Source organism: Streptosporangium sp. NPDC006013 (assembly GCF_040614275.1).
In the GTDB taxonomy this organism is placed as follows: Bacteria; Actinomycetota; Actinomycetes; order Streptosporangiales; family Streptosporangiaceae; genus Streptosporangium.
The window spans coordinates 1-12602 of record NZ_JBEXUE010000040.1; the positions used below are offsets into that span (position 1 = coordinate 1).

At 67.3% G+C, this 12602-nt stretch carries 14 protein-coding genes; 7 read left to right on the plus strand and 7 right to left on the minus strand.

Going from position 1 to position 12602, the window contains the following annotated elements:
- Positions 1-305 precede the first annotated feature (305 nt).
- On the minus strand, positions 306-1124 hold the full coding sequence (locus ABZ260_RS09055) for a sugar nucleotide-binding protein (protein ID WP_355614713.1): 819 nt from the start codon (positions 1122-1124) through the stop codon (positions 306-308).
- Positions 1125-1253: 129 nt separating this feature from the next.
- Positions 1254-1742, minus strand: coding sequence for an SRPBCC domain-containing protein (locus tag ABZ260_RS09060; protein ID WP_355614716.1), 489 nt, complete (start codon positions 1740-1742; stop codon positions 1254-1256).
- Between the two features lie 240 nt (positions 1743-1982).
- On the opposite strand from ABZ260_RS09060, the gene ABZ260_RS09065 reads away from it, so the two are divergent.
- The gene (locus ABZ260_RS09065) at positions 1983-2198 is read left to right on the plus strand and encodes a TetR/AcrR family transcriptional regulator (protein WP_355614719.1); all 216 of its coding nucleotides are present in this window, start codon (positions 1983-1985) and stop codon (positions 2196-2198) included.
- Here the strand turns inward: ABZ260_RS09065 and ABZ260_RS09070 are convergent.
- The 4 genes from ABZ260_RS09070 to ABZ260_RS09085 form a co-directional block, all read right to left on the minus strand.
- Positions 2182-2841, minus strand: coding sequence for a methyltransferase domain-containing protein (locus ABZ260_RS09070; protein WP_355614722.1), 660 nt, complete (start codon positions 2839-2841; stop codon positions 2182-2184). The genes ABZ260_RS09065 and ABZ260_RS09070 overlap by 17 nt on opposite strands.
- A gap of 2 nt (positions 2842-2843) precedes the next feature.
- Positions 2844-6533, minus strand: a complete 3690-nt coding sequence (locus tag ABZ260_RS09075) for a protein kinase (RefSeq protein ID WP_355614725.1) — start codon at positions 6531-6533, stop codon at positions 2844-2846.
- 129 nt (positions 6534-6662) lie between these two features.
- Positions 6663-7592 carry a hypothetical protein gene (locus ABZ260_RS09080; RefSeq protein ID WP_355614728.1) on the minus strand — a complete coding sequence of 310 codons (930 nt, stop codon included), beginning with the start codon at positions 7590-7592 and terminating at the stop codon, positions 6663-6665.
- Positions 7589-8149, minus strand: a complete 561-nt coding sequence (locus tag ABZ260_RS09085) for a sigma-70 family RNA polymerase sigma factor (RefSeq protein ID WP_355614731.1) — start codon at positions 8147-8149, stop codon at positions 7589-7591. Before ABZ260_RS09085 ends, ABZ260_RS09080 begins: the two co-directional genes overlap by 4 nt.
- Positions 8150-8326: 177 nt before the next feature.
- Here ABZ260_RS09085 and ABZ260_RS09090 point away from each other — a divergent pair, with 177 nt between their 5' ends.
- The 6 genes from ABZ260_RS09090 to ABZ260_RS09115 all read left to right on the plus strand — a co-directional run bounded on the left by ABZ260_RS09090 (position 8327) and on the right by ABZ260_RS09115 (position 11804).
- Positions 8327-8641, plus strand: a complete 315-nt coding sequence (locus tag ABZ260_RS09090; protein ID WP_355614734.1) for an ADP-ribosylglycohydrolase family protein — start codon at positions 8327-8329, stop codon at positions 8639-8641.
- 141 nt (positions 8642-8782) lie between these two features.
- Positions 8783-9304 (plus strand): hypothetical protein, encoded by a 522-nt coding sequence (locus ABZ260_RS09095; RefSeq protein ID WP_355614737.1) that lies wholly within the window; start codon positions 8783-8785, stop codon positions 9302-9304.
- An 88-nt stretch (positions 9305-9392) separates the two neighbouring features.
- Entirely contained in the window at positions 9393-9521 is a 129-nt protein-coding gene (locus tag ABZ260_RS09100) for a hypothetical protein (protein WP_355614740.1), read from the plus strand.
- A gap of 74 nt (positions 9522-9595) precedes the next feature.
- The gene (locus ABZ260_RS09105; protein ID WP_355614743.1) at positions 9596-10297 is read left to right on the plus strand and encodes a dihydrofolate reductase family protein; all 702 of its coding nucleotides are present in this window, start codon (positions 9596-9598) and stop codon (positions 10295-10297) included.
- 281 nt (positions 10298-10578) lie between these two features.
- Positions 10579-11307, plus strand: a complete 729-nt coding sequence (locus tag ABZ260_RS09110) for a glyoxalase (protein ID WP_355614746.1) — start codon at positions 10579-10581, stop codon at positions 11305-11307.
- Between the two features lie 56 nt (positions 11308-11363).
- Positions 11364-11804, plus strand: coding sequence for a hypothetical protein (locus ABZ260_RS09115; RefSeq protein ID WP_355614749.1), 441 nt, complete (start codon positions 11364-11366; stop codon positions 11802-11804).
- Positions 11805-12024: 220 nt separating this feature from the next.
- Here ABZ260_RS09115 and ABZ260_RS09120 read toward each other — a convergent pair whose 3' ends face one another.
- Entirely contained in the window at positions 12025-12423 is a 399-nt protein-coding gene (locus ABZ260_RS09120; RefSeq protein WP_355614752.1) for a hypothetical protein, read from the minus strand.
- Positions 12424-12602 lie beyond the last annotated feature (179 nt).

Here is a 12602-nt window from a genome sequence, read left to right on the forward strand (position 1 = left end):
AGTCGGCCGGGGCATGACGGGCCCCGGCCGGCTTGCAGATCTGTCGTTTCTCTTCGGCGTCCATCGGTGGACGCGCATGCAGCAGTTTCGGCATGGCAATCCCCGCTGAGACCGTCATCACCCCAGGTCAGCAGGGATCTTTGACTCCATTCAGGAACACAGCGCTAAGCGACGATTGGGGGGCGTGCATCGAAACCGGCACTGAGTCCTACTGATTGGCCCAAACCCGGGCCCGACCGGAACACAGTAGGCAACCTGCACGCTGACCATCTTCATCATGAGAAGGTCGCGATCACCGGTGAACGTCACCCCAGAAACTGCCGCGCGCCACGCAGCCTGGTCCGAAGCCGTCGCTGAGTCATGCCGCACTCCAAGCGCACGTCTATCGGGCCGGGCACGTTGGTGTCTGCTCGCCGGCCTGAAGGTAGTTGGTCCGCGTCGAGTCCATCGCGTCGGGCGATGAGCAGCCCCAGCTCGTATCGGCTTACCGCATCGGTTCCAGCGACATGATGGATGCCGTGATACTCGGATGCGGCAAGTTCGAGGAGCGCCGCAGCGAGATCGACGACATGCACGGGACATCGCACGTCGTCGGTGAACAGCATTCCTCTCGTCTTGCCGGTGGCCAGTGAATGCACCAGCGCCTCGTGCGGGGAATCACCGTCGCCAATGATCAGGGATGTCCGGGCTATCACCGAGGTTGGCGCGATCGCGTTCACCGCTGTCTCGGCAGCGGCCTTGGCCGCACCATACGGGGTGATCGGGTCAGGGGCGCACGTCTCGTCATAGCGAATCGCGGCACCGGAGAAGACCGTGTCGCTGGACACATGGACCAGGCGCCCACCTGTCGCGGCGACAGCGAGAGCCACGTTCACGGCTCCAGTCGCCGTGGTCGCCCAGTCTGTCTGCCGGTACGTGGCGTTGATGACCACCTCTGGCTGAAATGCGTCGATCAGCGCGTCGACGTCCTCTCGTCGGCGCACATCGAGCGGCGACCACTCGACACCCGCGGTCTCTCCTGATCGGGTCAGGTAGGTCGCAGCCACCTCATGCTCGGCCACCAGACACTGCCGGACGAGTTCGCTGCCGAGAAAACCACTGCCACCGACGATGAGGAATCTCATGGCCGGCCACCATAATTGAGCAGTCGCTCTGAAGCAGCCGACGCCCCGAATACCCATCGGCGCTCCGTGAGTCCTGAGCATCCACCCGTGCCCCGATGGCCGTCGCCGGGGGCGACCACCCGCAATGCGTTAGCCTTCGGCCGCCGTCTTCAGCATGCGGAGCATGTCTTCGTGGCCCTTGCGGAGCTTGGCGCTGCTGTAGAAGAGCGTCAGCAGGGGGCCGGACATGGACTCCTCGATGGTCACGCGCGTCCGCCCGTTCTCGGTCACGTCCAGCCGCATCCGGTCGACGGCCTTGATGTAGCCCATCGCGACACCGGTCCAGGCGAGTTCCCGCTCCGGCTCCACCACGGCGAAGGTCGACCTGATCGCCGATCCCTGGATGTTCCAGCGGAAGGTTGCGTCCGGCTTCATCTCGCCGAGCTCGACGACGTACGCGTCCGAGCGCCACTCCGGCCAGTCGTTCATGTCGGCGAGCAGCTTCCAGACCTTTTCTGCGGGGGCGTCGATGACGATCGAGGCCGAGGACTTGACGGGTGCGTTTTCGTCGAGTCGCCCCTTCTTGGCGTACTCCTCATGCAGGCGCTCGATCGACGGGCCGGCGTAGAGAACCTTCATGACACTCCTTTAGAGCAGTGTTCCTTTATGAGAGCAATGCTCTCGCATGGGTGTGTACGAGTCAAGAGCATCGCTCTCGATAATGAGCAGTGATCCGGACGCGCGGGACGTACAGTACGGCTGCGGGCGATCATGTCCGGCCCTCAGGGCGGAAATGATCCGGTGTGGGCATGCCGCCGAAGAAACCGCAGTCCATTGCAAAACTGCAATGGACTTAAAGTTTGAAGTAGGCTTCGGAACATGACCGAAGGGCTGCGGGAGCGCAAGAAGCGGCAGACCCGGCAGCGTATCTACGAGGTGGCCATCGGCCTGTTCGTGGAGCGCGGCTTCGAGCACGTCACGATCGCCGAGGTCGCCGCGGCCGCCGAGGTGTCGGTGAACACCGTCTACAACTACTTCCAGTCCAAGTTCGTCGGCGGGCCCTGCGTACCACTTCCGGCTACGCGAAGGCGATAACGGCATATCGCTCGTCTTGGATGGGCCGCCCCCACAGAATCGAATCGAGGAGCGGCTCGACGCGCAACGTCTTCACCAGCGGTCGCAGTGCCTGCACAAGCTGCTCGGCCTCGACCCCGCCCATCCACGGCATCGCCTCGGATCCGACCTCGTAGGACTGGCCCTCAGCCGGTTCGGCGGTCGCCCAGCGTCCCTCGATGAGGACCAGGCGCCCGCCAGGGCGCAGCAGGCCGATCCATCGGCGCAACGCCTCCTGTGGATCGGGCAGGGTCCACAGCAGGTGACGGGAGAGGATCACATCGAAGGACGTCCCCGCCTGCGCGGGCGGGTCACTCGCGTCACCCACCATCATCGGCGCATCGAAGCCGGCCGCGGTGAGCTTGCGCCGGGCCTGCTCGACCATCAGTGGCGCCAGATCCACCCCGACCGGCCGGTGGCCCTGCTCGGCGAGCACCAAGGACAACGAGCCGGTGCCGCACCCCAGATCCAGGACATCGGCAGGCGAAGGAGGAATCCACGAGCGCAGGCGCTCTGCCCACGCGGCCTTGACTTCGGGATCGTGAAGACCATGGTCGGCCTCCTCGTCGAAGGAGGCGGCGAAGGCATCCCAGAAGGACGCGATCGAAGCACTGGGTTCTGGCATTGTCAGCAGGTCTTTCGGTAGGGAAGTTCGGGGATGTGGCGTTTCCAGTCCGCTTCGGACAGGGGGCCGGCCTGGGCGCACAGCACCGTCTTGATCTTGTCGGGGGCGATGAGGTGAGTGCGGAGACGGCCTCGGGAGTCGATGGCGAGCACGGCCGACCCATCCGGGGCGAAGCCCAGCGACTTGAGAGAGCTGACCCCAAGGGAATCTTTCGGGTGGAAGAAGCCGGCGAGCGGAAGTCCGAGAGGCCGGCTGGTGGTGACATCCCACAGCCGGACCTGGTTGCTTCCGTCTGCCACGGCCAGCAGATGCCCGTCGGGTGAGAAGGCCGCGGGGGCGCCGCCGATGGTCGCCGTCCCCACCCGCTGGAGCGACCGGCCGTCCCAGAGCGTGAGCCTGCCGTGGTAGTGGTTGTTCGCGAGGAGTCCGTTCGCGCTCAGCGTCATGGGTTGGCTCACACCCGGGTTGGGGGGGACCAGTCGCTTGCCGGTGGCGGTTTCGATGACGCCCTGGTCCGGGGCGGAGACGACGGTGCGCCCGTCGCGGCTGAACAGGATCCGATAGACCGCGGTGTAGATGCCGAAGGGCTCGAATTGCCCGGCGGCGGGTCGTCCGGAGACCGCGGCGCGCCGGGTTCCCGAGGCGACGTCCCACAGTTCCAGGAGGGATGCTTCTTTTCCGGTGTCGTCCTTGGTGAGCACGGCCAGGGTCCTGCCGTCGGGCGAGAACGCGAAGGGGGAGTCGCTCAGCTGATGCCGGGTGGCCAGGGTGGTTCTCCTGGTCGCGGAGACCACGTCCCAGATGTCGATGCCCCCGTTCCCGGTGATAACGGCCAGGAGCCGGCCGTCTCGGGACAGTGGCTGTCCGGCGCCGGGCTGCCAGCTGATGGGGAGCGTGTTCCGGCGTGCCATCGTGATGGGATCCCAGATCGCCACCGAGTTGTGGTCTCCGACCGCGAGGGTCGAACCGTCGTCGCTGAGCGCCGCGCTGATGCCATAGCCGTCGGGGTGGAGGGGGACCGGGCCGAGGACCGCGGCGAGGGACACCACGACGACGGCGGAAAGGTCGGCGTCCTCGACACACCGCAAGGTGCGGTCACCGGGCCCGAACACGTACTGGAAGCATTCGGTGTTGGCGTACGTGAAGATCGGCTGATCGTCATAGCCCCCGGCATCCCCCCAGACCGAGATGTCCTTGGTGTCCCAGATGGTGCCTTTGAAGGAGACGTACCTGCTGTTGGCGCTGAAGATGATCCCCTCGTTGCGGGCGGACTGGCGAATGGTCCGCCACCTCACCTCGGACGGATCCAGCCGGGCGAAGGGGACGACCCCCAACCGCTTGCCCTGTCTCAGGGCAAGCAGCCTGCCGTCGGGGCTGAGCGTGATCCTCGAGATCTCTTCCGTGCCGGTGACCAGCCGCAGGGTGCGTGCCTTACGGCCGGTGCGCAGGTCCCAGAAGTCCAGCGACGTCTCGCGCGGGGTGATCAGATACCGCCCGTCAGGGGTGATCTCGGCCGATGCCAGCAGGTAGGGGATCTTTACCAGGCGCTTGCCGGAGGAGGTGTCCCACAGGCCGGTACCGGCCTCCTCGGAGATCAGCAGTCGTTCGCCCGTGGTGTCCAGGCCGAAGAACACCGTGGGAGCGCGGAAGGTCACCGGCCGGGGCCGTCCGGTCGCCGTGTCGAACAGGGTGATGGTGCGGTCCTGCTGGAGCAGTGCCAGGACCTTGCCGTCACCGCTGAGGCTTGGCCCGGCGAGGAGCCGGGTGTCCAAGGGCTTGCCGGGGAAGGTGAACGACCGGATCACCGTGCGCGCGTCGACGTCGGCGACCTTCACCTCGTTGCCTCGGGCATAGACCCGCAGGTGGCCGGTGCCATCACCGTCCGAACGCCATCCCTCGACCCCGGGTGGGCCGTAGGTGTACTGCTCGGCCTGGTTGTACAGCGTCAGCAGGGCGTGGCGGGCCTCGTGACTGCCGGGTGCCAGGCTCGCCGCGGCGACCGCGAGCCGTTTGGCGGTGAGCGGATCGGCACGGCGCATCGTGGTGGCCAGTCCCGCCACACGGGTGCCGACGGCCTGCTCCAGTTGCCGGGAGATGGTCAGGTTCCTGTCCTGCAGGCTCCGGCCCTGGACGACCGCGATGGCCGCCGTGGTGCCGGCCAGCAGGAGCAGGATCGCCAGCACCGCACTCAGCAGAGCGCGAAGGCGGCCCCGGCGGCGGGCAAGCGCCGCACACGCATGGAGAAATGCCTGCTCGGTGTGGTTGAGGGTGAGACGGCGGGCGGTGGCCGTCCAGGACTGTGCGCGGGTCAGGGCCGTTCCCTGAAACAGGTCGCTGTTCTTGCGGCCGTGGTCGTCCCAGAGCCGGGACGCGCCGGCAAAGCCCTGATGGACGCTCAAGCCCTCACGTTCGGCCTCCACCCATTCGCGCAGGCGGGGCCAGGCCCGGATCAGCGCGGCGCTGGAGAGCATGACCAGATCGTCCTGCCAGGTGAGGATCTCGGCCTCGGTGAAGGCCCGCAGGACCTGCTCGATGTCCTGCTCGCTGGTCTGGCCGTCGGCGAAGTCGGTTCCGCGGGCCGAGCGCAGGCTGTCCTCGGCGTGTTCGCCGGGGGCGACCAGGCGCAGGAACATCCGGGGGACGGCCTCCTGCGCGCTCGTACCGAGACGGGCGAACACCTCCTCCGCCGGCTCGCCCCGGGACTGCGCCGCGGTCGCCTGTCCGGCAGCGGCCTCCTTCTCGGCCGTGGCCAGATCCGCCACGCCGACCAGGCCAAGGAGCAGGTCCTCGACTTTCGGCCGATCCGCGGGGTCCTTGGCCAGCGCCCGCTCCACCAGATGGCGGAGCGGCTCATCCAGGACCGAGGTGTCGGGGTGGTGGTTGAGGATGTGGTGAGCTATCTGCGGCCACTCACCGGCGAACGGCGGCGTGCCCGTCGCGGCGAACAGCACGATCGCTCCCCACGCCCACACATCCACGGCAGGCGAGACGCTCTGGCCCTGGAACAGCTCCGGCGCCATCCACGGCAGCGTGCCCTTGATCAGCCCGGTCGTGCTGCTCGACATCTCCTCGGTGCGGGCGATGCCGAAGTCGATGACGCGGGGCCCGTCCGGGCCCAGCAACACGTTGGCCGGTTTCAAGTCCCGATGGGTCACCCCCGCCCGGTGGATGGAGCACAGAGCGGTCGCGATGCCGATCGCCAGCCGGGTCAGCTCGCCGTCGTCACACGGGCCGTGCTGCCTGATCCCGTTGTGCAGATCCGGCCCGGGCACGTACTCACTGACCAGGTACGGCGGCACATGATCGAGATTGACCTCGATGATCCGCGCCGTGCAGTAGGGCGCCACCCGGCCCAGCGCCGCCACCTCCCGGCGCAACTGGTCGCGGTGGTAGGCGGTGATGACGGCGCCGCGCAGCGCCTTGACCGCCACCCGCCCGCCCGCGCTGTCATACCCCTCGTAGACGACGCCCTGACCACCGGCACCAAGCCGCCGTGCCAGCCAATAGGAGCCCAGTTGCCGAGGGTCGCCAGGAAGCAGGGGGGTCGCCATCGCAGCCTCGTCTCGCAACGTGTGGTTGTCGGTCACATAGACGCCGTCGCTGGCGTGGTAGTTCGACAGCTTCGCGGAGGTGGCCGGAATATGACAGAAAATCGTGCCGGACCGGCGGCTGGACTCCTTAGAGGAGCGCATCCCCGAGCAGGTTCTCTACATCGGCGTAGCGCTCTGGGCGGCGGGAGTCATGGGGGGACTAGGCCGTACGGTCTCCGCGAGCAGCGTGTCCACCGGGTTTTAATCGGTGATGGCGGTGTCTCGCGAGCCTCAGTAGACGGGGTTCCTGTCGTAGCGCTTTTCGGTGACGAGCAGGCGGATCACCCCCTTGGCGTTCTCCTCCGCCTCCCAGACGATCCAGTCGTCGCCGACGGGCTCCTCCTGCGTGCGCTCCTCACCGAAACCTCCGGGGTTCCCCGGTGGGATGGAGATGATCAGGAAGAGGACCTTCCTGCCACGCTTCTTGAGCTCCGGCAGGACCTCGCCGACGGTCTTCTCGTCCACGCGGAACCCCTCCAGCGAGCGGCCTTTGAGCGTCGCACTCCGGAATTTCGATTTGATCTCCCTCGGGTCGGGGGCAGGCACGGGTACGCAGGACGCCACCGGCCCCTCCATGAGATAGGTGCTGGTGCTGCTGCTTTCCCCGCTCTCAGGGGCGCTGATGGTCCAGACGAAGGTCTGGCCCGGTCTGAACAGCTTGGTGTCGATCCGCATCTGCCAGCCGTGCTTCTCGCCGGGGATGTTCTCCGGTCGGCTGTACAGACCTTGGGGGATGTCCGTCACGTGCTTGCCGCGTGGTTGGCGGCATCGCTGTCTCCAGGGAACGTAGTCGACGATGGCGGGAACATCGAGGTCCTTCAGCCGCTTCTCCAACCCCGCGGCATCACGGAAGTCACGGACCTGAATGGTCACCATCCCGTTGGCAGCCTTGGTGACGGCCCAGGAGGTCGACACTCCGGAACCGTCCTCCAGCAGGCTCGGGCCCAGCACCGCACCCGTGGCGAGCACGACCGCGGCCGCCAATCCCAGGGCAAGCCGTCGAGGGGCATACCCGCGGGTCCTCGTCACCGTGCCCGGCTCTTCCGAGGTGATCGCGGCCAGCAACGCCCGCGCCTCCGCGTCGGCCGGGCTACCTCCCTGCCTGCCCGGTTCAACCCTGGCCAGCGACTTCACCATCTCGATCTCGTCGATGTTCTTCATAGCGGCCTTTCCGCCGGTACCAACCGGCTCTCTGCGGTGAAGCGGACACCGGCCTCTGCGAGGGCTCGGGAGAAGCGCCTGCGGGCACGGTGAAGCCTGATGCGTACGGCATTGCGCGACACCCCGAGTGCTGTCGCGATCTCCTCGCGATCCAGGCCTTCCCAGGCGACCAGCGACAGCAGTTCGCGGTCATCGTCGGACAGGGTGCGGAAGACCTGGCCGATCGCTTCGAGCTCGACCTTGCTGTCCGGGGAGTCCCCATACAGGTCGGCCATCTTGGCATCGAGCCCGACACGGCGTGCCCGTCGACGGTTGTCACCTCGGTAGTGGTTGGCCAGTATCTTGCGCGCCACGCCGTACAGCCAGAGCGTGGCCTCCTCTCCCTCCGGTAGCTCGTCCACCCGCCGCCAGGCAGTGGTGAAGGTCTCCGCCACAACGTCCGCGGCGTCCTGCGGCGAATCACAGCGGCGCGCGGCATAGGCCGTGATCTGGCCGTAGGCCTGGTTGTAGACAGCCTCGAATCTGACCAGCCGCTCGTCATCCACGGGCGGTCCCATGGCAACTCTCCTCATCAACTCACTTAACGGACAACCCTGCCTATGTGCGCGGATGAAGCATCATTTCCAGTCACCACGAAAAAGTTGTCCCGTCTCACCTGGCCTTGCTCGACCTGTACAAGGCGCGCTTCGGCCCGGTGGAAGGACGCGTTTCCCGTTCCCGGCAAGGAGAACGAGATGTGCGGTGGTGGCGGCTGGGATGCCGGGGAGGCCACCGAGTTCAACGGTGCCGTCTGGCCCTGCCTCGGCTCGGCGCTCTGGGCACTGCGTACCACTTCCAGCTATGCGGACGCAGTACGCGTCGCGATCGACCTGGGCGGCGACACCGACACCGTTGCCGCGGTCACCGGCGGTCTCGCCGGTGCGCTCTACGGAGCCGACGCCATCCCCGTGCGCTGGACCGAACCTCTGCACGTCCCCCTGCCAGGGGCCGGCGAGCGGGTGCTGCGCCTGCCGGAGCTGGTCGATCTCGCACAGCGTCTGGCGAGGTGAGCGAACGGCGGCAACCCATGCGCCTTCCGGCGTTCACGGTGGAAGGGGGGCCGCCGTGTGGTGGCGCCGGCGGCTGAGGCAGCGATCCGCAAGCGTCTTCCAAGAGAACTCTCCCATGATCGCTCTGTGAAGGGAGTGGCGGTGAGGGGATGGAGGACGCGGCGTGCGGGGCGTGCCGCCATGTGCCTGCTGGCGGCGTCCGTGTGCGAGCTGGCGATCGCGGCAGTCGCCCTCGTTCTCCTGCCTCCCCTTCAGCGGGAGCTGGCGGCCGGCTACAAGCCCGGCTACGGTGTGGACACCTCCCTGGAGATAACGGTGAGCAGTCTCCAGTGGTACATGTGGAGCTACGCCGTGGCCGGTGTGGTCACGCTGGCCATGGCGGTCCTGGCGTGGCGGCGGGCCGGGAGCGCGGGAGCGCGGGCCGTCGTGGTGCTGGGGCTCGGGCCGTACACGGTGCTCTATCTTCTCTTCGGCCTGCTGGCACCGGAAACCGGCCTGCGGATACGGGAGGGGCAGGTGGGGCGGTACTCGGACATGGTCCCGTGGCTGGCGGCCGCGGCCGGGCTCCTCTACCTCGCGGGGGCGATCCTGATCTTCCTCGCCGGGGCCGTCCGCCATGCCGGGCGTCCCCGCGCCGCGGACGACACCGGCGTCGCGTCGTAGTGGGAGGTCACGCGCCGGTAGGAGATGACCGCGGACGAGACCTGGGTGACGCGGCTCGACGGGAAACCGGTCGAGGACGCGCGGCCTCGTGACCGGGCCGCCCACCTCGTCCGGTCGGCTGTACGGCGAGGGCAGGGTCATCCTGTGGGGTGTGGCCACCGGGCGCGATCCGGCGGCGGGGTTCGAACGGCGGCAAAATATCGGCGCGGGCAGGTAGAGATCCGGTCCGCGGCTCCGACTCTCTACCGAGCGGGTCCCACCCAGGGGCCGCCGGAACAGGAGCGAAGCGACATGACAAAGGTGACGGCACAGATGTCGGTGTCACTCGACGGCCACTACGCCGGCCCGCGGCACAGCGGCGAGGCGAGGGACTGGATGGAGTCGGCGGAGGCCGCGGGCTTCTTCCGGGTCACCCGGTGGGTGATCGGCGCCATGGCCTGGCGCGAGCGGCAGGGCTTCGCGGGTGGTGAGCAGGACGTCAACTCCGACATCATCGCCGAGTCGTTCGAGGCCGCCGGAGCCTACGTCATGGGGCGGAACATGGCGGACGGAGGCGAGGTTCCCTGGGGTGACGAGCCGCCGTTTCGCGCGCCGGTGTTCGTCGTGACCCACCGCCCCCGCGAGACCCTGGTGCGTCAGGGCGGGACGAGCTTCACCTACGTGACCGACGGTATCGCCAGCGCCGTGGAGCAGGCACGCGCCGCCGCGCGGGGTAAGAACGTGGCGGTCGCCGGAGGGGGGAGCCTGCTACGCCAGGTGCTCCAGGCCGGGCTGCTGGACGAGCTGGAACTGCATATCGTCCCGGCCGTACTCGGCACGGGGATGCGCCTGCTCGACGCCGGCCTCGACCTCGCCGAGAAGGAGGCGATCGAGCTCACGCCCACCAGAGTGATCCACACCCCCGAGGTCACGCACATCCGCTACACCGTCAACGGACGGGCCGCCCTCGTCCTCGACGACCGCGGTAGCGGCAGCGGAGTGGACGTCTCGTAGCCCTCCGAATCGGCCGGCACGTCTTTCCGGCGTGCACCCGCGAGTAGCGGGATTGCTGTACGAGAGTCACCCGACCTCCAACCACGGGGGCGGAGGTCGGGCCGACCGGCAGGCCCGCCGGTCGTTCCCAGGCTGGGGATTCCGGTCTGGGCCGCGCGATGGGCCCCGAAGGTATGTCCCAGGCGCGCTTCGGGACTGGCGCACACCGGCCGGGAACGATCCATGTGCGAGTTTCGCCGAAGGGTGCAAGCCTCGTCGGACGACCCGGAAGGTGGAATGACGTGAGTGAGACTGCGCTTCGGCCGAACGAGACGACGGTGCCGTTGATGCCGTGCGCGTCGGTGGAGAACACCTTGGCGTTCTATGAGGCGCTGGGGTTCGAAGCCACCTACAAACAGAGCAAGCCCTATGTCTATCTGGCGCTGCGGTTGAGCGGATTCCAACTGCACTTCGGCCCGGCGCCCAAGGGGCTGGACCCGGCCCGGGAGGAGTCCGGAGGCTGCCTGGTCATGGTCGACGCCGTGGCGCCGTACCACGCGGCGTTCGTCGGGGCGATGCGCCGGGTCTACGGAAAGGTGCTGAGTTCCGGCCTTCCGCGGATCACCCGCTACCGGCCGGGCGCGTCCCGGTTCACGCTGATGGATCCGTCCGGGAACTCGATCATATTCATCCAGCGCGACGAGCCGGTCGAAGTGGAGTACGGCGGCTCGAAGAAGCTGACGGGCCTGGCCAGGGCGCTCGACAACGTCCGGATCCTGCGCGAGTTCAAGAACGATGATCTGCAGGCTTTCCGTGCGCTCAAGTCCGCGCTGCGCAGGCACGGCGCGGATGCTCCGGTGGTCGAGCGGGGCATCGCCCTGTGCCACCTCATCGACCTGGCAGTGATCCTCGGCGAGCCCACCGATCCGTGGGCCGCCGACTTGCGCGGTCTGGAGCTCAGCACCGACGACAGGCAACGCATCGAGTCGGAACTCGGGCATCTCCCCGGACTGCGGGAGTGGCTTCCCTGAGGAGCGCCGCACTGCCGCCCCGCCTACGGTGGAGCGGCGAGGTAGAGGGATGGATCGTGCTGTTGCACGAGTACGTCGACGGCCGGGGCGCCGCCGCCCGGGTCGTGCTTCTGGCCGAGATGGCGGCCTCAAGGTTTTTGATCAAGCGTTTGATCAAGCATTGGCATGATCGCGAGGAGCGGGTAGCGTCGCCTGCGACAAGTCCCTGCGATCTTGGAGAGGCCATGAAAAGCCGAGCAAGGATCCGTGCAGCCGTACTTGGCACAACCCTGTTCATGACAGTAGGAGTGGGAGGAATCGGGGCCGGCACGGCTTCGGCCGCGTCGTCGACTGCCACCTCCGCGCAATCCGTCCTGGCCACGTGGCGGTACTACGACACGTTCTCGTCCTACTTGCGGTGCTTGGACAAGGGGGCCGCACTGGAGCGCAGCGGCTACGCGAGCGACTCCAGGTGCGATTCGGACCACCCCTTCTGGCAGTTGTGGGTCCTGCGCTGACACGCTGACCGGTCAATCGGGACTCAGGCGCCCGATCCGATCCCGGCCCGAATGACGAGACGAGCTGATCGTCTCGTCATTCGGGTTTTTTAACCCCTCGGGGTTTTGCCGCGGCGGGCCGCAACTCGCCCCCGGTGGCCGGCGCGAGCACGATCGCCCCGCCCTCTCTGGAGGGCGGGGTCGGTCACCCGGGCAAAGCAGGTGACGAAGTGCCGCGCTGCTACGAGCAGTGAGGTGCCTTCGTCGCCGAAAGTTCGACGTACTCAACGAATATGCCGCTCAAATTTATGACATTGAAGTCGCAGAAGTAGCGGTAGAACCAGAGACCGTTTGAACCCTGTGCGCTGATCGTGCCGGACCATCCCCCCGCGGAGAAGCTGGAGGCTTTGACATTCGTGTAGTACCTGCCACTGCAGCGCCAGGAACTCTTGTTCCCATTGGCATGCGTCAGGACGGCGTACGTCGACTGGCAGCCCAGAGCCGACGCGGAGGCGGCCGCCGCGCTGGGAACCGTCGCGCTGGGAATGATCACGGTCGCCATGGCCCCGGCCAAAGCCAGAGCGATACGGGAAAACACGGAGAGTTTTTTGGTCGCTTTGCCGGTCTTCGCGGAGTTCACGTAAGCGCCTTTCGATGCGTTAACCCTGGGATGCATGCAGCGATTAAGTAACAACTACCGCTTGGCTGTGATCCTGGGAACCTGTAAGATTCCAGGGTTCCGCCGGCGCAGAGACTCGGCGAGGTCGCGGCTGCAGGTGGTGGGGTCATTACCGCCGGGACCACCTCTCAGAACGAGAG